The sequence below is a fragment of the Tritonibacter mobilis genome (assembly GCF_001681715.1).
Classification (GTDB): domain Bacteria; phylum Pseudomonadota; class Alphaproteobacteria; order Rhodobacterales; family Rhodobacteraceae; genus Epibacterium; species Epibacterium mobile.
The window spans coordinates 181273-201209 of the sequence record NZ_LNWY01000014.1 but is presented as its reverse complement, the minus strand read 5'-3'; the positions used below and the strand labels follow the sequence as shown (position 1 = coordinate 201209).

Annotated in this window: 31 protein-coding genes, 1 tRNA gene and 1 pseudogene; 16 read left to right on the top strand and 17 right to left on the bottom strand. The window is 58.5% G+C overall.

Annotation, left to right across the window (positions count from 1 at the left end):
* Positions 1–53: 53 nt before the first annotated feature.
* Together UB90_RS14580 and UB90_RS14575 are read left to right on the top strand one after the other, a co-directional pair.
* Positions 54–686, top strand: a complete 633-nt coding sequence (locus UB90_RS14580) for a DNA-3-methyladenine glycosylase family protein (RefSeq protein WP_065324108.1) — start codon at positions 54–56, stop codon at positions 684–686.
* Positions 683–1348 carry an alpha/beta hydrolase gene (locus UB90_RS14575; protein ID WP_039983771.1) on the top strand — a complete coding sequence of 222 codons (666 nt, stop codon included), beginning with the start codon at positions 683–685 and terminating at the stop codon, positions 1346–1348. Before UB90_RS14580 ends, UB90_RS14575 begins: the two co-directional genes overlap by 4 nt.
* Before the next feature lie 2 nt (positions 1349–1350).
* Here the strand turns inward: UB90_RS14575 and UB90_RS14570 are convergent, their stop codons facing one another.
* Complete coding sequence (locus UB90_RS14570) at positions 1351–2034, bottom strand: rRNA large subunit pseudouridine synthase E (RefSeq protein ID WP_065324007.1); 684 nt, start codon at positions 2032–2034, stop codon at positions 1351–1353.
* Positions 2035–2279: 245 nt separating this feature from the next.
* On the opposite strand from UB90_RS14570, the gene UB90_RS14565 reads away from it, so the two are divergent.
* The gene (locus UB90_RS14565; RefSeq protein WP_005676209.1) at positions 2280–2864 is read left to right on the top strand and encodes an HNH endonuclease; all 585 of its coding nucleotides are present in this window, start codon (positions 2280–2282) and stop codon (positions 2862–2864) included.
* Positions 2865–2914: 50 nt separating this feature from the next.
* Here the strand turns inward: UB90_RS14565 and UB90_RS14560 are convergent, their stop codons facing one another.
* On the bottom strand, positions 2915–3961 hold the full coding sequence (locus UB90_RS14560; RefSeq protein ID WP_065324008.1) for an ornithine cyclodeaminase: 1047 nt from the start codon (positions 3959–3961) through the stop codon (positions 2915–2917).
* A 94-nt stretch (positions 3962–4055) separates the two neighbouring features.
* Positions 4056–4985, bottom strand: a complete 930-nt coding sequence (gene rocF, locus UB90_RS14555; RefSeq protein WP_065324009.1) for an arginase — start codon at positions 4983–4985, stop codon at positions 4056–4058.
* Between the two features lie 109 nt (positions 4986–5094).
* On the opposite strand from rocF, the gene UB90_RS14550 reads away from it, so the two are divergent.
* Positions 5095–5532 carry an Lrp/AsnC family transcriptional regulator gene (locus UB90_RS14550; RefSeq protein WP_005635517.1) on the top strand — a complete coding sequence of 146 codons (438 nt, stop codon included), beginning with the start codon at positions 5095–5097 and terminating at the stop codon, positions 5530–5532.
* 15 nt (positions 5533–5547) lie between these two features.
* Here UB90_RS14550 and UB90_RS14545 read toward each other — a convergent pair whose 3' ends face one another.
* Complete coding sequence (locus UB90_RS14545; RefSeq protein ID WP_065324010.1) at positions 5548–6012, bottom strand: disulfide bond formation protein B; 465 nt, start codon at positions 6010–6012, stop codon at positions 5548–5550.
* Entirely contained in the window at positions 6009–6587 is a 579-nt protein-coding gene (locus UB90_RS14540) for a YqaA family protein (protein ID WP_005635521.1), read from the bottom strand. The genes UB90_RS14545 and UB90_RS14540 overlap by 4 nt, the downstream gene beginning before the upstream one ends.
* A 166-nt stretch (positions 6588–6753) precedes the next feature.
* Between UB90_RS14540 and UB90_RS14535 the strand changes: the two genes are divergently transcribed.
* A tRNA-Leu gene (locus UB90_RS14535) sits at positions 6754–6839 on the top strand.
* A gap of 122 nt (positions 6840–6961) precedes the next feature.
* Here the strand turns inward: UB90_RS14535 and UB90_RS14530 are convergent.
* From UB90_RS14530 to UB90_RS14480, 11 genes are all read right to left on the bottom strand, one after another.
* Positions 6962–8008, bottom strand: a complete 1047-nt coding sequence (locus UB90_RS14530; protein ID WP_131818798.1) for a tyrosine-type recombinase/integrase — start codon at positions 8006–8008, stop codon at positions 6962–6964.
* Positions 8005–8214 (bottom strand): helix-turn-helix transcriptional regulator, encoded by a 210-nt coding sequence (locus tag UB90_RS14525; protein ID WP_065330989.1) that lies wholly within the window; start codon positions 8212–8214, stop codon positions 8005–8007. The genes UB90_RS14530 and UB90_RS14525 overlap by 4 nt, the downstream gene beginning before the upstream one ends.
* Positions 8215–8357: 143 nt before the next feature.
* Positions 8358–8612: a hypothetical protein gene (locus UB90_RS14520; protein ID WP_065332024.1), complete on the bottom strand. Its 255-nt coding sequence runs from the start codon at positions 8610–8612 to the stop codon at positions 8358–8360.
* A gap of 16 nt (positions 8613–8628) precedes the next feature.
* The gene (locus UB90_RS14515) at positions 8629–8847 is read right to left on the bottom strand and encodes a hypothetical protein (protein ID WP_065332023.1); all 219 of its coding nucleotides are present in this window, start codon (positions 8845–8847) and stop codon (positions 8629–8631) included.
* A 28-nt stretch (positions 8848–8875) separates the two neighbouring features.
* The gene (locus tag UB90_RS14510) at positions 8876–9193 is read right to left on the bottom strand and encodes a hypothetical protein (protein WP_131818797.1); all 318 of its coding nucleotides are present in this window, start codon (positions 9191–9193) and stop codon (positions 8876–8878) included.
* 49 nt (positions 9194–9242) lie between these two features.
* On the bottom strand, positions 9243–10388 hold the full coding sequence (gene dnaN, locus UB90_RS14505) for a DNA polymerase III subunit beta (RefSeq protein ID WP_065332021.1): 1146 nt from the start codon (positions 10386–10388) through the stop codon (positions 9243–9245).
* Between the two features lie 27 nt (positions 10389–10415).
* Positions 10416–11105: a hypothetical protein gene (locus UB90_RS14500; RefSeq protein ID WP_065332020.1), complete on the bottom strand. Its 690-nt coding sequence runs from the start codon at positions 11103–11105 to the stop codon at positions 10416–10418.
* Between the two features lie 142 nt (positions 11106–11247).
* Positions 11248–11550, bottom strand: a complete 303-nt coding sequence (locus tag UB90_RS14495; RefSeq protein ID WP_065332019.1) for a hypothetical protein — start codon at positions 11548–11550, stop codon at positions 11248–11250.
* Between the two features lie 229 nt (positions 11551–11779).
* A complete protein-coding gene (locus UB90_RS14490; protein WP_065332018.1) occupies positions 11780–12049 on the bottom strand; it encodes a hypothetical protein in 270 nt (89 codons plus the stop codon).
* A gap of 230 nt (positions 12050–12279) precedes the next feature.
* Positions 12280–13218 (bottom strand): SDH family Clp fold serine proteinase, encoded by a 939-nt coding sequence (locus UB90_RS14485; protein ID WP_065332017.1) that lies wholly within the window; start codon positions 13216–13218, stop codon positions 12280–12282.
* Between the two features lie 88 nt (positions 13219–13306).
* On the bottom strand, positions 13307–13918 hold the full coding sequence (locus UB90_RS14480) for an XRE family transcriptional regulator (RefSeq protein WP_081285597.1): 612 nt from the start codon (positions 13916–13918) through the stop codon (positions 13307–13309).
* Between the two features lie 92 nt (positions 13919–14010).
* On the opposite strand from UB90_RS14480, the gene UB90_RS23310 reads away from it, so the two are divergent.
* Complete coding sequence (locus UB90_RS23310) at positions 14011–14220, top strand: helix-turn-helix domain-containing protein (RefSeq protein ID WP_074712579.1); 210 nt, start codon at positions 14011–14013, stop codon at positions 14218–14220.
* Positions 14217–14540, top strand: a complete 324-nt coding sequence (locus UB90_RS14470; protein ID WP_065332014.1) for a hypothetical protein — start codon at positions 14217–14219, stop codon at positions 14538–14540. The genes UB90_RS23310 and UB90_RS14470 overlap by 4 nt, the downstream gene beginning before the upstream one ends.
* An 11-nt stretch (positions 14541–14551) precedes the next feature.
* Here UB90_RS14470 and UB90_RS14465 read toward each other — a convergent pair whose 3' ends face one another.
* Positions 14552–15091: a hypothetical protein gene (locus UB90_RS14465; RefSeq protein WP_065332013.1), complete on the bottom strand. Its 540-nt coding sequence runs from the start codon at positions 15089–15091 to the stop codon at positions 14552–14554.
* Between the two features lie 402 nt (positions 15092–15493).
* On the opposite strand from UB90_RS14465, the gene UB90_RS14460 reads away from it, so the two are divergent.
* The 9 genes and pseudogenes from UB90_RS14460 (at position 15494) to UB90_RS22835 (ending at position 19920) form a co-directional block, all read left to right on the top strand.
* Complete coding sequence (locus tag UB90_RS14460; protein WP_065332012.1) at positions 15494–16027, top strand: hypothetical protein; 534 nt, start codon at positions 15494–15496, stop codon at positions 16025–16027.
* Positions 16028–16247: 220 nt separating this feature from the next.
* Positions 16248–17255, top strand: coding sequence for a helix-turn-helix domain-containing protein (locus UB90_RS14450; protein ID WP_065332010.1), 1008 nt, complete (start codon positions 16248–16250; stop codon positions 17253–17255).
* Positions 17252–17551, top strand: a complete 300-nt coding sequence (locus UB90_RS14445; RefSeq protein ID WP_065332009.1) for a hypothetical protein — start codon at positions 17252–17254, stop codon at positions 17549–17551. Before UB90_RS14450 ends, UB90_RS14445 begins: the two co-directional genes overlap by 4 nt.
* Positions 17544–17750, top strand: a pseudogene (locus UB90_RS23265) (DNA translocase FtsK); the annotation flags it as partial. The gene UB90_RS14445 and the pseudogene UB90_RS23265, both read left to right, overlap by 8 nt.
* Before the next feature lie 78 nt (positions 17751–17828).
* Complete coding sequence (locus UB90_RS23120; protein WP_065332037.1) at positions 17829–18116, top strand: DUF2312 domain-containing protein; 288 nt, start codon at positions 17829–17831, stop codon at positions 18114–18116.
* 5 nt (positions 18117–18121) lie between these two features.
* Positions 18122–18550: a hypothetical protein gene (locus tag UB90_RS14435; RefSeq protein WP_131818796.1), complete on the top strand. Its 429-nt coding sequence runs from the start codon at positions 18122–18124 to the stop codon at positions 18548–18550.
* Positions 18551–18558: 8 nt separating this feature from the next.
* The gene (locus UB90_RS14430; protein WP_235859300.1) at positions 18559–18960 is read left to right on the top strand and encodes a DUF1064 domain-containing protein; all 402 of its coding nucleotides are present in this window, start codon (positions 18559–18561) and stop codon (positions 18958–18960) included.
* A gap of 2 nt (positions 18961–18962) precedes the next feature.
* Positions 18963–19526 carry a hypothetical protein gene (locus UB90_RS14425; RefSeq protein ID WP_065332006.1) on the top strand — a complete coding sequence of 188 codons (564 nt, stop codon included), beginning with the start codon at positions 18963–18965 and terminating at the stop codon, positions 19524–19526.
* 175 nt (positions 19527–19701) lie between these two features.
* A complete protein-coding gene (locus UB90_RS22835) occupies positions 19702–19920 on the top strand; it encodes a hypothetical protein (RefSeq protein WP_131818795.1) in 219 nt (72 codons plus the stop codon).
* Positions 19921–19937: the final 17 nt, after the last annotated feature.

Here is a 19937-nt window from a genome sequence, read left to right as displayed (position 1 = left end):
GAAGGAACAAGCAGCGTGCAGTGCACCAATACAATTTTCGCGCGGGGCACCAGATGACGGTTGGCCGCATCATCGAGACCCCAGCCTGCGTGGCCGAAGGCGCCGCATGGCTCTCGGCGCAAGATCCACGCTTTGCTGATGCGCTGACACTCACGGGGCCACTGCCGCTCCGGCGCAAGCCCGATGGGTTTGCGCAGCTTCTGAGCGCCATCGTCAGTCAGCAGGTCTCGGTGGCGTCGGCCAATGCGATCTGGAACCGCCTGCGTGCGGCGAAACTGACCGGGCCGCGGAAAATCCTCTCGGCCAGCGATGAGGATCTGCGCGCGGCGGGCCTGAGCCGCCAGAAGATCCGATATGCCCGCGCATTGGCGGAGGCGCGTATAGATTTCAAGTCCTTACGGGATGCTCCTACAGCAGATGTGGTGGCAGAGCTGACACAGGTTTCGGGCATCGGCATCTGGACGGCAGAGATCTACGCGATGTTTTCCCTTGGCCGGGCGGATGTCTTTGCGCCTGGCGATCTGGCTTTGCAAGAAAGCGCGCGGCTGTTGTTTGACCTGCCGGAGCGGCCCAAAGAGCGTGCCCTGCGCGACATGGCCGCGGCGTGGTCGCCGTGGCGGTCGGTTGCGGCGCGGCTTTTGTGGGCCTATTACCATGTGGCAAAGGACAGGGAAGGGATCCGATGACTCGCGTTTTGACTGCCGGCCGCAAAGAGCCGCTCTCCGGTGAAACCCGCTCGGCCGTGGTGTTTTTGCACGGCTATGGGGCCAATGGGGCGGATCTCCTCGGGCTCGCCGACCCGCTGGCCGAACATCTGCCGGACACTTTGTTCGTCGCCCCCGATGCGCCCGAGGCCTGCGCCGGTGCCCCGATGGGGTTCCAGTGGTTCCCAATTCCGTGGATTGACGGCTCATCTGAGGAGGAATCCATGCGCGGCATGATGGCGGCGGTGGATGACCTTAACGCGTTTCTGGATGCCTTCATGGTGGACGAGGATCTGCTGCCGGAGCAGGTGGTTCTGCTGGGCTTCTCGCAAGGCACCATGATGGCGCTGCATGTGGCCCCGCGTCGCGAAGACCCCGTGGCGGGGATCGTGGCGTTTTCCGGTCGGCTGCTGTCGCCGGACACCTTTAGCGACGAGGTCGTGAGCCGGATGCCGGTGCTGCTGGTGCATGGAGACGAGGACGACGTGGTGCCACCGCAATCGCTGCCACAGGCTGCTGAAGCGCTGCAAGAAGCGGGCTTTCAGGATGTGTTTGCCCATGTGATGAAGGGCACCGGCCACGGGATCGCGCCCGATGGGCTGAGTGTGGCCTTGGCTTTCATGCGCGACAAACTGAGCTTGTGATCCTAGCGCGTTGATTTTGAACGTGGTTTGCGGCGCTTTGAGGGAGACCTTGAGGCGCCGTTTTCTGTATTTTGTGCGTGCGGTTTGCGGCGGGGCGGCTTTTGCGAGGGTTTTGGCGGGCCGGGCACGCGCGGCGGGTCGAGGTCCTGCCATTTGCCCTGCGCCAGCCCATCCAGTGTCCAGGCACCAATGGCGTAGCGGATCAGCCGCAAGGTTGGATGCCCTACGGCGGCTGTCATGCGCCGGACCTGTCGGTTTTTGCCCTCGGTGATCTTCAACTCGAGCCATGCGGTGGGCACGGATTTACGTTCCCGGATCGGCGGGGTGCGGGCCCAGAGCTGAGCAGGCTCATTGATAAGACGCGCCTTCGCAGGGCGGGTCATTCCGTCTTTTAGCTCAACCCCTTGGCGGAGTAAGTTCAGAGCGTCTTCATCGGGGATACCCTCGACCTGCACCCAATAGGTTTTTTCCAGCTTATGCTTGGGGTCGCTGATCCAGGCCTGTAGGCGGCCGTTGTCGGTGAGCAGCATCAACCCTTCACTGTCGCGGTCCAGACGCCCGGCGGGGTAGACGCCGGGGCAATCGACATAGTCGCTCAGCGTGGCGCACGGGCTGCCTTCGCTGCCACGATCGGTGAACTGCGGCAGCACATCAAAGGGTTTGTTGAAACGGATCAAGCGGCTCATGGGGTTGGCTCTACGGGCAGGCGGGCCGAGGTGCAAGCCTGTGCAGATGCCGCGCTGCGGAATGCCTGATGTCCGGGCTGTGGATAACTGTCACGCCTCTGTAACGGAATCATCCTATCTCACACGACATCTGGTGGCGCTTTGGGGCTTGTCAGGCTCCGGCCACGATATATAGTCAATCACAAGCTGGGGCGGGTTCCCCGCTCTGGTGCCATCTCGAGGCAAGCAGGGCGAGGAAGACGTTCATGGACGGAGACTTCAGGACAGAATTCGTAAGGGAGCCGGGGGCTCTGAAACAACATCCAGCGCTGGTGTTGAACGCGGATTATCGTCCTTTGTCATACTACCCCTTGTCACTCTGGCCATGGCAGGACGCCGTCAAAGCCGCTTGGCTCGACCGGGTTGCCATCGTGGCCGAGTATGACGAGGTTGTGCGCAGTCCCAGTACCGAGATCCGAATACCATCGGTCGTGGTACTGAAGGATTTTGTCAAACCCCAAAAGCGCGTGGCCTTCACGCGCTTTAATTTATTCTTGCGGGACGAATTTCGCTGTCAGTATTGCGGCGCCAAGGGCGATCTGACCTTTGACCATGTGGTGCCGCGCGCCTCTGGTGGGATCACCAGTTGGGAAAACGTGGTGGCGGCCTGTTCGCGCTGCAATCTCAAGAAAGGCTCCAAGCCGCTGCACCGTGCGGGCATGTCCCTGCGCAAACCACCGCGCCGTCCCGGGGCGGATGAGCTGCGCAATACGGGCCGCAAGTTCCCGCCCGGCTACCTGCATGAAAGCTGGATGGATTATCTCTATTGGGACAGTGAACTGGAAGCCTGAACCCTTTGGTATAAAAAGAAAAGCGCGCCCCGAAAGGCGCGCTTTCTGCATCAGGCTTTGGCGCGTTGCACCATGCCAAAGAGGTCACGCGGATCATCCGGATCTGCCAGCATGTCAAGATCGACGAAGTAATCCGTGCCCTTGATGCGGTCGCGAATGTAGCGAAGGGCCGAGAAATCCTCGATCGCAAAGCCGACACTGTCAAAAAGCGTGATTTGACGATCACCGGTCCGGCCCGGTTTGTGACCGGAGATCACTTCCCACAGTTCCGTCACGGCGAAGTCCTCGGGCATCTGCTGGATCTCGCCCTCGACGCGGGTTTGCGGCGGGTATTCCACAAACACGTCAGACCGGTTGAGGATGCCGGGTGCGAGCTCAGTCTTGCCGGGGCAGTCGCCGCCGATGGCGTTGATATGCACACCGCTGCCGACCATGTTGTCGGTCAGGATGGTGGCATATTGCTTGTCCGCGGTGCAGGTGGTGAGGATCTGTGCGCCCTCGATGGCCTCTTCCGGGGTTTTGCAGATGGTCACATCAATACCCAACCCTGCGAGGTTCTGCGCGCATTTCTCGGTCGCCGCCGGGTCCTTGTCATAAAGGCGCACGGCCTTGAGACCGATGATCGCCTTCATTGCCAACGTCTGAAATTCCGACTGCGCGCCATTGCCGATCATCGCCATGGTATCCGCGCCCTTGGGGGCGAGATGCTTGGCCACCATGGCCGAGGTCGCGGCGGTGCGCAGGGCGGTGAGGATGGTCATCTCGGTCAAGAGCACCGGATAGCCGGTATAGACATCGGCGAGCAGACCAAAGGCCGTCACGGTTTGCAGCCCCTCAGACGTGTTCTTGGGGTGGCCGTTGACGTATTTGAACCCGTAAGCCTCGCCATCGGAGGTGGGCATCAGTTCGATCACACCAACGTCAGAATGGCTGGCGACACGGGGCGTTTTGTCAAACAGCTCCCAGCGTTTGAAATCGGCCTCGATATAGTCGGCCAGATCACGCATCATATCCTCGACGCCGACATGATGAATGAGGCGCATCATATTGTCTACGCTAACAAAAGGGACAAGGGCCTTGTCTGATGGCTGGGTCATTGGGCTATCCTGTTGCGGGGGCCGAAGGGGGCGAGTTTACTCGCCTCACCCTCTGCCAGTTGATGTCAAAACGAGCGACGCGGGTGTGCGTCTCTCAGGTATTGTAGCTACGGGTGGGGCGGTCAAAGACGCGCCGTCCCATGGCAGAGGCACAAAGATCCACCATCAGATGCGCGGTGCGGCCACGCTCATCGAGGAAGGGGTTCAGTTCCACCAGATCCATTGAGGTCATCAGCCCGCTGTCATGCAGGATTTCGCAGACCAGATGGCCCTCGCGCACGGTGGCACCGCCCGGAACTGTGGTGCCAACCGCAGGTGCGACGGAAGGGTCGAGGAAATCCACATCCAATGAGACATGCAGCATGCCGTTTTGCGCGGCGACCTTTTCCAAAAAGGCGCTGAGCGGACGGGCGATGCCGTTCTCATCAATATCGCGCATGTCGTGGCGGTGAATGCCGACCTTCTCCATGGCTTCGCGTTCTGCGGTGTCCACCGAACGCAGACCGATCATGCAGACATTTTCGGGCGGCACTGGGTTGGGCACCGGCGGGAAAGTATCAAACTGCGCCTGTTTGGTGAAATAGCGCACGGGGCAGCCGTGAAGATTGCCGGAATCGGTGCTCTCAAGTGAGTGGTAGTCGCTGTGGGCATCGAGCCAGAGCACAAACAGCGGGCGCTCTTGAGTTGCGGCGTGGTTTGCGACACCACGCACGGTCCCCAGCGCCAAGGCATGATCGCCGCCCAAGAAAATCGGCATACCGCGTGCCATAGCAGCTTCTGCGGCTTCTGACAGGCTCTCGGTCCAAGCGCGGGTGAGGTTTGGTTCATGCAGTTTGCCCGCCCCATCATCGGGCGCATGCGGGGCAGGGGTGACATTGCCAATGTCCTCGACCGTGTGGCCGAGGCTTTCCAATGCGCCGGCCAGCCCGGCAGTGCGATAGGCGTCCGGGCCCATGAGGCAACCGGTGCGACGCTTGCCGCTGTCGACGGGTGCGCCAACGAGAATACAATGACGAGAAGACATCCGCGATCTCCTTGATTGGGGTTGGGTTTGATATTTCTCCGATTTGAGGTGGAATACAGAGAACAAATTGCTCATAAGGAGAAGAGATAACACAAAACGGAGCCGATACATGGACAAAACGGATGAACGCCTGATTGCGGCCCTGCGCCACGATGCCAGAGCCTCACTCTCCGATCTTGCCATGCAGTTGGAACTGTCGCGCACGACGGTGCGCACGCGGATCGAGCGGCTGCAATCGCGCGGTGACATCCTGGGGTTCACGGTGGTTCTGAAGGAGGACGTGCTGCGCGATCCGGTCAGAGGTCTGATGATGATCGGTATTGAGGGGCGCGGGGCATCGCGCATCACAAGGCAGCTTCAGGGCCTGCCCGAAGTGCGGGCGGTCCACACCACCAACGGGCGCTGGGATCTGATTGTAGAGCTGGGGACAGAAACGCTTGAGACGCTTGATGAGGCGCTTGCGAAAATCCGTATGTTTGATGGTGTGGTGACCAGCGAAACCAACCTGTTGCTGGCCACTAAGAAAGACAGTCGCGCCGTAAGCTGACCCTCAAGCTGACCCTTAGCGTGCGTGACGGGCAGCTGCGAACCACAGCGCGGCCAGACCAAGCGAGATCACCGCGTTCCAGCCTGCCATGGACAGGCCTAACATCTCCCACGGGATGTCGTCACAGCGCACGAGGGGTGCAGACATGATCTGCGACATCAGCTCATCCGCGCTGAGGTTGTCAATCGCGCCAGAGGTGCAGGTGGTCGGACCTTCCCACCATCCCTGTTCAACGCCCGCATGAAAGGCACCGATAACGGATGTGGTTAAGGCGGCCAGTGCCCCCAGATAGGGCAAAATCGCACCGGGGATCAGGACTGCAAGAATACCAATGCCAACGGCTGCCCCATGCGGGTAGCGCTGCCAGATACAGAGTTTGCAGGGCGCAAGCTCGCCAATATACTGAAACCCAAATGCCCCAAGCAGTAGCGCTGCAGAGCCTCCAGCGGCAAGCAGGATTAGAAAACGGCTGAACGTCATAGATACCTCAGTGCAAGAAAACCGCCAAAGAGCAGCAGACAGAAGACGGTGAACACCAGCCCCAAGCGCTTTTCAATAAAGTCACGCACCGGCGCGCCGAATTGCCACAGCAACCCTGCCACAAGGAAGAACCGCAAGGCACGAGCAAGGAGCGAGGTCGCCACAAAAGTCATGATCGGCATGCCCGTCCAGCCGGACATGATGGTGATGACCTTGTAAGGAAACGGCGTCACCCCCGCGATCAGCACCGCCCAGAAGCCAAAGTCGTTAAAGCGCTCGTTAAACTCGGCCATCTTGTCGGCCTTGCCCATCGCCTCGAGGATCGGCTGGCCGATGCCCTCGTAGAAGAACGCACCAATGGCGTAGCCCAATAGACCACCTGCAACGGACGCCAAAAGCGCCACAAGGGCTATGAGCCAGGCACGCGAAGGTCGTGCAAGGATCATCGGGATCATCAGCACGTCCGGCGGGATCGGAAAGACCGAGCTCTCGATAAATGCCACAATCGCCAGCCACCACAGCGCATGCGGGTGGTCGGCAAGCGCCATGGTCCGATCATAAAGGGAACGCAGCATTTTACGGAAAAGACCTCTTCAACAAGCTATTGCGTTCAGGTGGCATGTGGGCATCACCGGGTCAACTCTCCACTTCGTGAGCATGGGGCCGGTGACAAATTTTCTTCATAAAACACTGAATTTGCCTCTGGACCTTGGGCAAAAGCAGCGATAGGAACCTCCCCATGCCCAAGTGGCGGAATGGTAGACGCAGGGGATTCAAAATCCCCCGCTGGTGACAGCGTGCCGGTTCGAGTCCGGCCTTGGGTACCATCGCAAAGCATTGCTTTCGCTTGAGAAAACCGCCGGTCGCAAGATCGGCGGTTTTTCTTCATTGTGGCTGACTCCCACATGCGACTCCCACTGTCTCGTTTTGTTTTTGTTCTGTTCCATGGTCATTGCTGGCGTTCGTGTGCAGCTTTGCTGAGTGCTTTGCGGCTGGCCCGTTTGCGGTAGTAGGCAACCATTTCGGCGCTTTGTCCGGTAACCGCTTGGATTTGCGCATCACTACATCCGGCTTCTGCCAGGCGAATAATCGCAAGTTTGCGAAGGCCATGCAGAACATAAGGTTTTGCTTCGGGGCCAAGGCCGTTGCGCCACGCGCGAAATGCCTTCTCGACTGCGTCATAACCTAAGGGCTGTGTAAGGTTCTTGGCCAGAACATGGGACCCAGCAACCGGCAGCGTATCCAAATACTCGCGAAGCGCTTGCGGACAGTACGTTTCGAAGCTCTGTTTGCCCTTCTCGTCAATTACCTCCATCCATTCGCCACGAAATTGATCTCGCCGCATTCGAATAGCTGCGTTGGGACGCTGTCCCGTGCCGAGTATCAACTCCGCCGCAGTGCGTACATTGGCTGGGGCCTCTGGAAGCTTATTGATCAGCCATTCCGGCCAGGGTTCAAATTCGCGTTGCTTGCCAAAATGATCGATGCCCTTCGCCGGATTGGCGCCAAGGGGCCAATCGAGTTTCTCGACACCGTAGTTCCACAGAAGGCTGATCGTTTGCAGATACTTATCGGCCTTTCTTGGAGTGTCCGACATTTTGGTGTGGGCGTTGCGAACCGCCTGCCGCGACGTTTTGCGAACATCCTTTCCGGCATTTTTTTCGAGGATGCGATCCATATCTCGCCGGTAGCTTTGTTTTGTTCCATCGGACAAGCGCCCCTGGATACGAGGATCGCGCCGCCAAACTTCGATCAGCTCCGCCCATGTGTATTTGGCAGGCGTGAACTGCTTATCATGCTTGCCAGTCTCGCATTGCCAATAGAGTAGATCGAGGCGTTCGCCTTGGCCTTGCCAATCCAGCTTGATCGCCTTTTCTTTTCGCTTTCCCGATTCAAACCAAGTGATCCGATGATACGGAACCCACACGCTATTGCGGTGGTCCCAAGTCCATTTCAGGTGCGGTTTAGCGATCCGTGGCTTTGGCGGTCGTCTCACAGTTCAAATTCCTCGCATGGACGCGCCGATGTGCCGTTGAGGATTGCGAGCAGCTCGTCAGACTTCCAGCGTTCGACGCCGTCCGCGAGCCGCACAGGCTTCGGCAATGCCCCGTTGCTGACCAGGTCGCGGAATTTCGAGACCGAAAGATCAAGGTATGCAGCGGCATTGGCCTCGCGCAGGGCGGCAGGTGCAAAGCTTACCATGGGCAAATCTCCTTAGGCGTTTTAGTTGACGCGGATAGCGCAGACTTCGACCGGATTGAGGCCGAAATGTGGATACGTGATTGTGAGTTTGCGGTAACCGCGCCGCTGCGATGCGTTCAATTCCATTCATGGTTCCTCGGGCGTTAGTTGGACGTTTGGGGCTGTGAGATCCATGCAGCTTGCACCTCCTGCATATTCAGCAGTATGCCATTGAAGCGCCGCCAACCTTTGAAACCGTGCGTTGTTACGTGCCCTTCGATCATTTCCATAAGCTCGATAGCGGCTTCAGACTTGAGTGAAATGCGAAGGTGTTCCGGCTGCCCTTTCATCATGAAGAACACAATGAGCTTTTCGCTGCCGTCGATATCAGATTGTTCTTTCGCTTCTGGTGCGGCCATGGGTGCCTCCGGGGAATTAATCGTCTGTTAGGATGCCGACGACGGAGGCGTCCTCGCCTCGAACAAAGAGGCCAACGCCGCGACCATCGGTGAGCAGCGCGGCGAACGGCGCAAGGCGCTCCGTCAGGGCTTTCGAAAGCGATACCGCGTCAACGCCTGCGGCATCCATTTTCTCCGGGCAGAATGCAGTTTTATTTCCGATTTCTGCCCCGGGGATCAGGTCAATTTCCTGCATTGTGGTACCTTTCTGGAAGTTGTTGGATTTAGGCTTGATGGGCCAGATAGAAGGCTTCCAGCTCCTTCGCGAAGGCCTTGACGCGTGGGTAGGTATCGGTGCGGAACTCATTTTCTGACCACCTCCCGCCGCGTGAGGGAATGTTTAGGTATTCGTCTAGCTGCAACACAGCGTGATCCAGACTAGCGTTGGCCGGGGTAACGGTGACTTCGACCTCATTCACATGCGCTGACCAGCGAAAGTGTGCGTCAAAATCGGTCTCCTCACCGATCAGAAAGCACGTCCGCGCCATGTCAGCCAAAACGCGGGCGCAAGGGTTTGTTTTGTTTCGATGGGGCGTTTTCATTACGACTCCATTGGATTTTGTGAGAACGCAGGGGCGAAAGAACGCGCGGTCAAACCCGCATCGGCATCAGGACCATGAGCAGGTTCGTATGCGCTTCGCAGGTCACCAGTGCGGGGTCAGCGCCCGAAGATGAGCGGAGCCGGATATCGCCCAGCGTTGCGGTGGCCTGGGCGAGATAGTTGACATTGAAGCCGACCTCGGGGGCGGGTTTGCCTGCGGCCGCATAGGTCACTGACAAGGTTTCGTCTCCTCCGCTGGGTGCAACCGTCATGGTGCCTTTCTCCGGGCTTATGCGGCAGACTTTGTTTGCCCAGCGGTCGCCGTCGGTCATAAGCCGAAGGCGCTGAGCGGCAGTGCGGGGCACGAGGATATCAATCTTGTTCTCGCGCTCATCGGAAGGGATCACCCGCGTGTAATCGGGATATGTGCCGTCGATCAGCTTGGCATAGAGCGTTCGCTCACCGACCTGGGCGCACATCACACGCGCGGTGTTATCCTTCCCATAAAAGCTGATCTTGGCAGACTGGTTGCCTTTGGCGGTCAGCATCGCCAGCAAGGGCGAAACAGCGTCACGCGGGAAAATCACGTTGTGCGGCGGCTCCGGCGCATCGAGATCGAGACGGGCCAAACGGTGACCGTCTGTCGTGACCATGCGCAGCGCCCCATCGTGCGCGGCCCAGAAGATGCCGTTGAGGTAGTAGCGCGTTTCCTCGGTTGAAATGCAGGGCTTGACCAGTTTCAAGGCCTGATGCAGCACCGCCTCGCCGACTTCGATACTGCCGAGGTGTTTGTGCTTTACCAGAGCCGGCCAATCCTCTGCCGGTGCCAGCAGGTTCATGACTAGGGTGATGCCCTCAGCGGTCAGGGTCAGGCGTTCGTTCGGAACATCGTGTTCGATCTTTACGGAGCCGGTCAGGCCCGCCGTTACCTTCAAGATCCTGTAGCCATTGGCAACAAAACCCCAGTTTTCAGATGCTTCGCAAAGCAAGGTCTCGGTGGTTTCGCGGTCGAGATCCGTCGCGGTTATGGACAGAATGCCATTTTCGACGCGGAACAGGTTGTGGCTGATGATCGGAATCGTGTTCCGGTGCTGCCGCACGCTGTTCACCCATGCGAGGGCCGCACGCAGATCGCCAATATCAACCGTCAGAGACTTAATCACGGCATCGGCTTTGATTTCAGTATGAGCATTCATCTTGAGGCCTTTCGGTTGGTTCGTGGGTTAAGCCGCTGCGGCGGCGAGTTGCTCTGATGCTTGGTCGCCCCATTGCTGGGCGGCGGCTTCCATCATCCCGGGAAAAGAGCGGCTGCGGAGGCGTGCGCGCTCTGCGCTGGGCGGCATCCGGTGGATACGGCTCCAATCCTTCCATGCCTCAGAGCCGCGCTCTGGCTCTTCGAGCCGATAGGTGGCGGCCAGAGGGGAGAGGCCGCGCAAATACCACCCGGTTGCCTTATAGGTCGGCTCTCCAAACCAGAACGGCTGTACTAGGTGCGGCACGGGCAGGTCGATAGGCATCCGGTCGCGGGCGAGGTCGTTCATCACCGGGTTTTCGATAGCGACCCGATCAATGGGAGCGCGCCAACAAGCGGTGAAGATGCTGACGCCCTCTTCGAACTCGGTGCGCATATCTTGCCAAGTCTTTCCCTTGGGGAGCTGACGGGGCGGTGTCCACTTGCCGGGGCCGCTCATCCAGCGGCGACCAGAGCGGCAAAGGCGCGTGCAGGGCGGGTGCATCACGGTCAAAAGGTCCCAGCCCTCGTCAAGGATGCCGTCGCGAATGTCGCAGCGGATATGTCGGTTCGAGCCATCCTCTGCTGCTTCAATGTCGCAAGACCATACGTCGTGGCCACGGGCCTCAAAGGCGCGCCGGGCGATGCCGCTGGTTTCACAACCTATCAGAATCTTTGCCATGTGGATCACCTTTGTAATTTTGCCCGGGGTGCGTTTGTTTGCGTGAGTGGCGGTAATCGCCCCGGGCGCTGTGGCCAAAGCCACAGGGTGTGAGAAAGGGACGGGGAGGCGGAACTCCCCGTCAGTTGGTCGGAGGCAGGTTTCAGGCCTCGACGGGGATCTTGTTCGGTGCAGGGCATTGCCCGTTATAGGGACATTCAGGCCGCCCATCGCTCGCACGTTTGGCGGTCTGATCGGTCGCCTGTTTGATCCAATTGGCAAACGCCTCTGTCCGCGCTGTCGCGGTGGCGCGGATTCCGTGCAGCTCCACAAGCCAAAGCATTTCCTCATAAACCCAAGGATCACGGTCAGGTCGCCAGATGTTGCCGCCTAGATCGAGAAAGAGGCGGGCACGGTTGAGTAGGGGCGTCGCTTTGAGCGTCTGAGCTGCGGTGTAAGGTGTCATGCTGTCTCTCGGAGAAATGCGCGGGCGGCGTGCAATTTGGAGGATTGAACCGCCCGCGCCCGATCCGCACCGCAAGACGGGTGCGAAACCTCTGGAATTCGCGGCAAGGCCAATCCTCAAATCCTTGCCGCGTGATGTTCATGGTGGGGCGGGTGGTGCCCGCGGGGGTTGCCTGATATGCGCCGCGCTGGTCGCAAAAAACGGAGAGGCGTTTCGGGAGCGCCGGGCGTTACGCCGCATGGCGGCGATGCGGTAGGATGCCCTGTTCATCCATGATCGCGCGGACCTTCTGGCCAACGCGATCCAGAACCATATCGGTTGGTTCCGGCGTTGGCGCCGGGCGATCAATAAGATGCTGTGGGCGCAAGCGCGCAGGGTCGAACCCCTCGCCGCGCGCCGCCTTCATTGTGGCCCATGCGGATGTGAACAGGTGGATTTCGTCGAGGTGATCCTCGGGCGAACCGGCGATCTGCCGGGCAGTCTGGGTTATGTCTTGCATTCAATCCTCCATCGGTTGATGAAGTATTTTTACAATATGTGAATATGTGGGGCAAGTGAAAATTTTACAATATGTGAAATTTATGATATTCACCTCAGTGCCAAGTGCCGCGACCCTGTAACCGCATGGTGCACGCAAAGAAAAACCCCGCCGGAGCGGGGTCTCTTGAAATCATCTTATGTGACGTGAGTTAGCTTGCAGTGAGTAGTTGCTTTTGCATGTCAGAGCGCTCACTTGGCTTTAGTGTCGCCTTTGCTGGTTTTAGGTGCTGACGCTGAGCTTGCTCCTTGAGGATTTTTTCCATTTGATCTCGTTGTGGAGCTTTCGCTGTCGGGGCTTGCGTTGCAGTTTGGTGTGTCATCATCCGCCTGGGTCTCCCGTAACTTGGCGTATTCTGCCGAGAGATTCTTAAAGAAGGTTGAATTTCCGCTGATACGCCCTGTTTCTCCGAGCATGTCAACAATGCTTTTTTCAACTTCAGTCGCCTCCCTTACGTTATTAAAGAGCACTCTGGCCTCCAGCATGTCAATGACGAAACCATGGCTTGAGTATGATTGAGAGAGCATGGATAGTTTGTCTACCCGAAGGTTCTTGTGCTTCATGTTCAGCCTGAGGCCATAGTCCTCGCCAATCCGCATTGCTCGCGTTCGTGAGCCAACTTCCTCCGGGTCGATCTTAGAAAATACCGGACTGTAGATTGCTGATACGATTTCAGACGCTGAGTGCGATGCTGTATGGAAGGATATAACGCCCCCACTACTGTTGATAATCTCCATCACCAAGTTGTGATACGTTTCCCTGGCTCGGCTTTCCAATGATGTAAAAGCCTCGCTGATGTTGAGCCCGCTCTCCATTCCAGCAATGTCGTCTGTCTTGGACATCTGGATGTCGAGAGGCCCAAGCTCTCCATATGGTGAAAAGATGATCTCTTCGGCGGCGATTGCAAGGAGCGTCCCAGCACTTTTGCACAGGCCCGGGATGAGTATCTTGAAGGATGGGTATTTGTGCTGGAGGTACCGACCAATCTTGTAGGCAGCATCAGGATCTCCCCCATTCGTTGTAAGAATGAGTATGAGTTCCTCTGAATCCTGCAAGTCAGACACTGTTTTGATGAACTCTAGATCTTGTCCGCGACGCATTGGTGCGGAGTAGGCAAAGACGTCGGTCAAATTTAACCTCCTGTTTTACTTTATTTCTTAAATGCTTAAGTGATTTATGATCGAGTGTCGGGCTTTTGCCTCTAATATGGTGAGCGAACTAGGACCACTTCTTCCTCGCAAACTCCGCAGGCCAATGCAGCCGGACGCGGGCAGCCCACTTGAGACGCACGTTGTGCATGTTCTTGCCGGATGGATTAATCGATATCAGGTGGAACAGTCCAGGTTCATCACCGGCCTTCACCTGTTTCACCCAACCCATGCCGTCCGCATCCTCGCAAACGCACTTATGGCCGATCACCTCATCAGGAACGCTGTCGTGCCCGTTGCGTGAGTAGAACAGCAGATCCCCGTCGGAATATACCGGCTCCATGCTGTCACCTTCGACCTCAACTGCCACTACGCCATGCGGCCCGATGCCGGGTGGGCACTCCACCTGCGGGCCGTCACCCTTCTCGTAGGCGTCGAACAAGGGCACTTGAGCACCGGCACCGACCTTGCCCGCGATTGATATTGTCGGCTTATCCTCGATGATAAGATCCGACACCATTACCCCAAGGATGATAGCGATACCCTCAAGGTAGGTCTCATTCATACGTCGTTTGCCTTTCTCCAAGCCGTTGTAGAGGCCTGTCGAAATCTCCAACTTTTCTGCCATGTCCTCTTGGGTGAGGCCAGCAGCGAGGCGTTTTTCACGTATGCTGAATTTCATGCCCACTCTATGCGGTAAGGGCACCTGCGCATCCATATACATTATGTAAAAATTCGCTTGTTCCAAAAATTCACATAGAGTAAATATTTGGAATGAATATCAGCGAACATATCAGTGCTAGGGGCCTGTCTCGGGAAGAAATTTGCGAAGAGGCAGGGATATCGCGCACATTTCTCAGCCTGATTGAAAGTGGTGCGCGCAGGCCCGGGCTCCACACTGTTGAGAAGTTGGCGAGAGCCCTTGGCGTTTCTGTTCGTGACCTTCGCCCAGATCTGGCTAGCATCTTTGGAGACGCCGCATGAGCCGCCCACGTCTAACCCTGATTGTGAACAATGATGTGCCATGCGGTGATGATGCGCGTGGCGCTGGGCAAAAGTCTTGGTCAAATCAGTTTGACCCGCACGCCCTAAAGGTCAATGCGCCTGACCTATGGTCGAGCTATTTCCGCGCCCGGTTCCACAGCCCGCGCGAGGTCGCGCTGTTCTGCGATGTATCGTTTCAGACCGCGCTGAACTGGTGGGGCGCCGTCACAGCGCCCGCCAGCCATATCGCGCTGCTCGTCATGCTGACCGACCCCGGCGCGCCTGAGTTTTTCGCGCAGGATACCGAGGTGGCGGCATGAGTGGGCTGCGGTCACCTGCGCCGTTTCGCAGCCCAGCCCGAATTTGGGTTTCGCAGCTCAAATCGAAAGCTGCCATGACGCGAGTTGTGCTTGCAGGCCTTCAATGCGCCATTGCCGTGCAGGATCGATTTAATACCTGCGTCATGGCAGCTGGGACAAAGGTAGTGGACGGGCTCTATGCCTGCGCCCGATTTGTAGACCAGATGCCCAGCGGGCGTTTTCCACAGTTCGTAGCCGACAAACTTGTCCGTTGCGCGTTTCAGCTCGAGGCACTCTTGCTCAAGTTCGAGTATCGCCTTGCGCAGCGCTATGTTCTGCTCTTGCGCCTCGAGTACCTGTGTTTTCAAGGTTTCGAGGGCACCCGCGATCTCCGGTTCTGGTGTCGCTTGCGGCGTCTGCGTGTTCTTCTCGAGCGCCCGGATAGTTCCGATAATCGCTTGGATTGTCGTTGCGCCAGAAGTCGTAAGATCCAGCGCGGCTTTCGCGGTGTCCAGCGTGATACCCATCAGCTCGCATCTTTCGCGCGAGAGGGATACGTCGCCAGAGTCCATCCGGCCTCGTTTCGAGGGGGTTGGCACAAATGATCAATGGTTTTGAATGCCGCTCCATGCGGCTCAACAGCTTTCATCCTGCTGTCTCCTTTTCGTTGGGCGGGATGAATGCGCGCGGTGGGGTTGCAGCCCCGCCGCGCATCCCACGATTGCACGAACCCCAAGCATCCGGCGATTCGTTTGCCTGCGCCTCTGGCGGTTTTTCCATCAATTGCGAACACGCGCTGGGATACTTCCCCGCTGAACATCACGGGACAGCGGAACACCAAGAACGTGCTGACGTCAGGACCCGGCGTGGCCTAAGGGCAGAGAGTTGCCTGATAAGCGCGATCACCGGGGCGCGGACGGGCGCCAGAGGCGGGTTCTCCCGCCACCGTCAGCTATTCTCAGGAGGTGCCGCCCATGGGTAAGCGCAGCTCCTTCAAACGCCGCAAAAACGATCTGTATCGCACGCCTTGGGAAGCGGTCCCGGTCCTTAAACGTCATCTGCCCGCCCTGTTTCGGTTCGCGGAGCCCTGCGCCGGCAACGGCAAGCTGGTTGACCACCTGCGCCGGATCGGTGGGGCGTGCGCCGAGGCCGTCGATATCAATCCGGGGCGCGGGGACGTAGGGCAGGGAGACGCCCTGTGTTGGCAACCGCTGCAACGCCCGCTGCGACCCCTGGATTTCATCATCACCAACCCGCCGTGGTCGCGCGAGATCCTGCATCCGCTGATCATGCGTTGCGTTCAGATCAGCCCGACGTGGCTGCTGTTCGATGCGGATTGGAGCCACACCCAGCAGGCGCGCCCGTACCTGCGCCATTGCCGCAAGATCGTCTCGGTCGGGCGGGTCAAATGGATCGAGGGCAGCAAGCACACCGGAAAAGACAACTGCGCCTGGCATCTGTTCACAGCAGAGGGCCACGGGCGCACCGAATTCATAGGGAGGGCATGAGCATGAATCCCAGAGAGCAGGTCTGCGCAGCTGTGAAGGCTGCAAAGGAGCGGCGCGACACCCGGCTTGAGTACGCCGCGACCGAACGCGCGAGAGAGATCACGCACGGCATCGTGAGAGATCCGCCGAAACCTCAGTCGGCGCGGGATCACCGCGCTTTCACCCTTCGGTTTTGGGCGCAGATCTGGGCGCAGATCTGGGCGCAGGTCAGGGGGCGGTCATGACGGCCAAGAAAGAGGCATCGGTCAGCATTCGCCGCCGTACCGCATTCTCGACAATCCCGAACGCTCTGATCCGCGATGTGGAGATCTCGCCAGAGGCGCGGCTCCTGCTTTGTTACATCATGTCATGCAGTGGCAGTTGGACGTTCTACGTTTCCGAATGTCAGCGCATCCTGGGCTGTAAAAAAGACAAGTGGCAGCGCATCCGCCGTGAGGTGATCGAGGCAGGCTATTTGCGCGTTCATGCCAAGAACGGCGAAAACGGGCGCTTGGAAGGTTATATCTGGGAAGTGTTCGACGAACCGCAGGCACCAGATGCAGTGTCAGCTGGGGGCTGTGAGCCACAAGATGCAGGGGAAAGCGGTAACCACCGTGAGCCGGAAAAACCGGCTACCGGTGCGCAGCCGGTCGAACCCTCTCACCGTGAGCCGGAAAAACCCGCCCGCCGGTTGACCCCGCCCGCCGGAAAAACCGGCCCCATAAGAAAGAACAACAGACAAAAAGAAAAACAAACAAGTTGCGCGGCTGAGCCCGCGCCCACGCTTGATGATTGTTCTGATGATTTGTTGAGGGAGTTTGAGCGCGTGTTTCCCAAGCTGGGGACAGCGCAGGCAACTCGAAAGGCGATCAGCAAGGCCCTGGCCACCGGTGCAACATCTGACCAGATCCTCGACGCTGCCCGCGCCTATGCCGCCGAGCAGCGGGGCAATGATCCGAAATACATCCGGCGCAGCGAACGGTTCTTCGCGGATGATTTCTGGCGGGCTTACATCCCGGCCCAGAAATCCACGCCCAGCGCTGAGGCGGCTGCATTCGTCGAGCAGTGGGGCAAGACGATCCTTGAGGTTGGCAAGGCTGGTTCCGGGCATTTCATGTTCGGCAAGATCAGCCGCGACACGGTCACCAAGTGCCTCACCGCCCGTACCGTGACTGCCGAGGATTGCCGTCGCGCTGGGCTTGGGATCTCCGATGCAGACGCACGGGCCATGCTCGAGGTGGCGCAATGAGCGTGCACGCTGATCCTGCCGCACACGGGCACCGTTTCGGCGCTGTGGTTGTCACGGTCGACCTTGTGGCCGGTGATTGCATGATCCGTGCCCCACAACCCTGCAAAGGCCCGGTGTCTACCGTAGAGCGCAAGACGCGGCTCAACACGCTCGATGAGATCTATGCGGCCCATCGAACGCAGAACTGGTTGAGCCGGAAACCACAACAACACCCACATGCCGGAGATATGGCGCGCGCGCTCAAGTTCGCCGGTCAACTCCTGAAAGCAGAACAGGAAAGGAAGCGCCGTGGTTGACGCATACAAGGAACTGCAAAAGACCCCGGTTGATTTCGCGCTCCTAGCAAAGGCGGCTCAGATCCTCATAGAGGACCAAAAGGCCAGCACGACACATGTGCAGCGGTCCCTCGCCATAGGGTACAACAAAGCAGCCCGCCTGATAGATGCGCTCGAGGCGCTGGGCGTGGTGACCGCATCTGATCACGTCGGACGTCGTGAGATTGTCGCGAATGAGGTGCCAGCGCGTCTGTTTGCCATGGCTGCCGACCAGGTGGCCGGGCAGAAGACCACCCATATGCGAGAGACAGCCGAGGACCGCGCTGTCAGGGAAGGCGCCAAAGACAACGCCTATCGCGCCAATGCGAGTGAGCTACGCCAATTCGTCGAACGGTTTGAGCGCCTGGACGAAGAGAAGAAGGCCATTGCCGAGCAACAGAAAGAGGTCATGGCAGAGGCCAAGGGGCGCGGATACGACGTCAAGGTATTGCGCAAGCTGATCGCGCTGCGCAAGCGCGACGAAAACGATATCGCCGAGGAAGAGGCGGTACTCGATATGTACAAAGAATGCCTGGGCATGGGGTGATCGTCATGACCGCGCAGCTCCTCAAGAACATCACCCGTGAAACGCTCGCTCCGCTATGGGCTCGCGAGGATATCCCAACAGAACGCATTGCCCAGGCGCTGGGCGTGACCCGGCAGGCGATCAGCTCCAAGGCGCGCACACTTGGTCTGCCCAGCCGCGCGAAAGTGCGCAAACAGCTCTGTGACAACGAGACGTTTCGCCGGATGTGGCTCGCCGGGGTCAATTCGACAGAAATGGCGCAGCATTTCGGATACTTGCACCGCTCTGCGATTGGTTCACGTGCCGGCGTCATGGGCTTGCCGCGCCGGTCGCGCAGTACCGACACGGGCAAAACAGGTGGGTGGGTTCAGACGATCTCGCTCGCACAGTTCTTCGAGCAGGACCTTCGAGAGCGAATGGAGGCAGAGGCCAAGAAGAGAAAGGCATCGCAATGACGGAACGCATGACAGCAGAGGAATACAGGGACGCCCAACTCCCCTCGATAGGGGAAGATAAGCGCCGGGTGCGCGGCACCAAACGGACCACAACGGCAGACGGCGTAACGCACGACAGCAAGACAGAGGCCCAACGCTGGCAGGAATTAAAACTGCTGCAGGAGGCGGGCGAAATCTGCGGCCTGCGTCGCCAGGTCGATATCGGCCTGACCGGACGTGACGGCCCGATCATGACCGACAGCGGAGCAAAGCAGCGCGTCTATCGCGCAGACTTTGTTTATGTCGACAACCGTCTCGGCGTGACCGTGATCGAGGATCGAAAAGGCCATGAAACCGAGGTGTTCAAGCTCAAGAAAGCGATCTTGGCCGCGCAGGGCATGGAGATCCACATCACCCGGGCCAAGGGCTGACCATGGGTGTTGTCGAGGATCTGAAACACGAAGTGTCGAACCTGCGCAAATTGCTCGATCAGGCGCAGCGCTCCGGACAGCGGAAAGCCTCCGCCTCGGCACCTGCACTTTATCAACCCGATCTGCCGGCGGTGGTGCGCTATCCGCTGGCGGAGTTTGCCGCAGGTCGGGGCCGCAATGTGCCGCTGCCCGAGAGCGTCCAGGAAATTGCCGAGGTGATCGGTCGCCGAAATGCTGTGCGACTTGTGGAGGGCACTCGGGCGACCGGCGCTCGGAAATGGCGGCGTCAGCTCTATGTCCCCGGAAGCATCCCCGATGATCACCGCATCGCCACCATGATTGGGATTGAGGCCGCGATAAAGCTCAGTCACAGCCACGCCAACTGCATCCTTGAGCTGCCGAGCTGTCACGGGCTGCGCAAGGCCTACATGGCTGATCACGCTTTGCGCCAAGGGGATGCCGGAGCATCAGTCACTGAGATCGCCCAGGAAATGGGAGTCGAGATCAAGACCGCGCGGACGTTGCTGTATCAGGCCGACTACTGGCGTAGAAAGCTCGAAGGCTGAGAGCCGGGGGGGGGGAGGCTAAAAACAGATAGTAGAACCTCTGCGGAACAATATGGCGTGCGGTGAGTTAATTGGATATACCAATTAACAAAGTATTGGTTGGAACGCCTAGCGTTCGCTGGTATGAAGAGGCGAAGGTCGGCGAAAACGTCTGTTTCGAAGATTAGGTGTCACCATGAAAATGATAAAGCATAGCCAAGAGTTTGACGAAATATCAAGAGTTGTGAGCATGCACGGCGACTCGGGTGTGAAAATTTCTGATGTTGTCGAAGAACTGTCGAAAGTTCGACAGATTCCAGCTCAAAAAGCTCGGTATGCCGTACGTTTGGCGATCGACAAAGGCGAACTACGCACCGACCGCAACTTTAAATTGCATTTGACTGCGACTGGTTGATCCGCATATCTCCTGCT

What these genes read in the sequence shown, in the direction of transcription:
- UB90_RS14580 (WP_065324108.1), top strand. Translation starts at nt 54, where the DNA reads ATGACGGTTGGCCGCATCATCGAGACCCCAGCCTGCGTGGCCGAAGGC.
- UB90_RS14575 (WP_039983771.1), top strand. Translation starts at nt 683, where the DNA reads ATGACTCGCGTTTTGACTGCCGGCCGCAAAGAGCCGCTCTCCGGTGAA.
- UB90_RS14570 (WP_065324007.1), bottom strand. Translation starts at nt 2,034, where the DNA reads ATGAGCCGCTTGATCCGTTTCAACAAACCCTTTGATGTGCTGCCGCAG.
- UB90_RS14565 (WP_005676209.1), top strand. Translation starts at nt 2,280, where the DNA reads ATGGACGGAGACTTCAGGACAGAATTCGTAAGGGAGCCGGGGGCTCTG.
- UB90_RS14560 (WP_065324008.1), bottom strand. Translation starts at nt 3,961, where the DNA reads ATGACCCAGCCATCAGACAAGGCCCTTGTCCCTTTTGTTAGCGTAGAC.
- rocF (WP_065324009.1), bottom strand. Translation starts at nt 4,985, where the DNA reads ATGTCTTCTCGTCATTGTATTCTCGTTGGCGCACCCGTCGACAGCGGC.
- UB90_RS14550 (WP_005635517.1), top strand. Translation starts at nt 5,095, where the DNA reads ATGGACAAAACGGATGAACGCCTGATTGCGGCCCTGCGCCACGATGCC.
- UB90_RS14545 (WP_065324010.1), bottom strand. Translation starts at nt 6,012, where the DNA reads ATGACGTTCAGCCGTTTTCTAATCCTGCTTGCCGCTGGAGGCTCTGCA.
- UB90_RS14540 (WP_005635521.1), bottom strand. Translation starts at nt 6,587, where the DNA reads ATGCTGCGTTCCCTTTATGATCGGACCATGGCGCTTGCCGACCACCCG.
- UB90_RS14525 (WP_065330989.1), bottom strand. Translation starts at nt 8,214, where the DNA reads ATGGTAAGCTTTGCACCTGCCGCCCTGCGCGAGGCCAATGCCGCTGCA.
- UB90_RS14520 (WP_065332024.1), bottom strand. Translation starts at nt 8,612, where the DNA reads ATGGCCGCACCAGAAGCGAAAGAACAATCTGATATCGACGGCAGCGAA.
- UB90_RS14515 (WP_065332023.1), bottom strand. Translation starts at nt 8,847, where the DNA reads ATGCAGGAAATTGACCTGATCCCCGGGGCAGAAATCGGAAATAAAACT.
- UB90_RS14510 (WP_131818797.1), bottom strand. Translation starts at nt 9,193, where the DNA reads ATGAAAACGCCCCATCGAAACAAAACAAACCCTTGCGCCCGCGTTTTG.
- dnaN (WP_065332021.1), bottom strand. Translation starts at nt 10,388, where the DNA reads ATGAATGCTCATACTGAAATCAAAGCCGATGCCGTGATTAAGTCTCTG.
- UB90_RS14500 (WP_065332020.1), bottom strand. Translation starts at nt 11,105, where the DNA reads ATGGCAAAGATTCTGATAGGTTGTGAAACCAGCGGCATCGCCCGGCGC.
- UB90_RS14495 (WP_065332019.1), bottom strand. Translation starts at nt 11,550, where the DNA reads ATGACACCTTACACCGCAGCTCAGACGCTCAAAGCGACGCCCCTACTC.
- UB90_RS14490 (WP_065332018.1), bottom strand. Translation starts at nt 12,049, where the DNA reads ATGCAAGACATAACCCAGACTGCCCGGCAGATCGCCGGTTCGCCCGAG.
- UB90_RS14480 (WP_081285597.1), bottom strand. Translation starts at nt 13,918, where the DNA reads ATGAAATTCAGCATACGTGAAAAACGCCTCGCTGCTGGCCTCACCCAA.
- UB90_RS23310 (WP_074712579.1), top strand. Translation starts at nt 14,011, where the DNA reads ATGAATATCAGCGAACATATCAGTGCTAGGGGCCTGTCTCGGGAAGAA.
- UB90_RS14470 (WP_065332014.1), top strand. Translation starts at nt 14,217, where the DNA reads ATGAGCCGCCCACGTCTAACCCTGATTGTGAACAATGATGTGCCATGC.
- UB90_RS14465 (WP_065332013.1), bottom strand. Translation starts at nt 15,091, where the DNA reads ATGGACTCTGGCGACGTATCCCTCTCGCGCGAAAGATGCGAGCTGATG.
- UB90_RS14460 (WP_065332012.1), top strand. Translation starts at nt 15,494, where the DNA reads ATGGGTAAGCGCAGCTCCTTCAAACGCCGCAAAAACGATCTGTATCGC.
- UB90_RS14450 (WP_065332010.1), top strand. Translation starts at nt 16,248, where the DNA reads ATGACGGCCAAGAAAGAGGCATCGGTCAGCATTCGCCGCCGTACCGCA.
- UB90_RS14445 (WP_065332009.1), top strand. Translation starts at nt 17,252, where the DNA reads ATGAGCGTGCACGCTGATCCTGCCGCACACGGGCACCGTTTCGGCGCT.
- UB90_RS23120 (WP_065332037.1), top strand. Translation starts at nt 17,829, where the DNA reads ATGCGAGAGACAGCCGAGGACCGCGCTGTCAGGGAAGGCGCCAAAGAC.
- UB90_RS14435 (WP_131818796.1), top strand. Translation starts at nt 18,122, where the DNA reads ATGACCGCGCAGCTCCTCAAGAACATCACCCGTGAAACGCTCGCTCCG.
- UB90_RS14430 (WP_235859300.1), top strand. Translation starts at nt 18,559, where the DNA reads ATGACAGCAGAGGAATACAGGGACGCCCAACTCCCCTCGATAGGGGAA.
- UB90_RS14425 (WP_065332006.1), top strand. Translation starts at nt 18,963, where the DNA reads ATGGGTGTTGTCGAGGATCTGAAACACGAAGTGTCGAACCTGCGCAAA.
- UB90_RS22835 (WP_131818795.1), top strand. Translation starts at nt 19,702, where the DNA reads ATGAAAATGATAAAGCATAGCCAAGAGTTTGACGAAATATCAAGAGTT.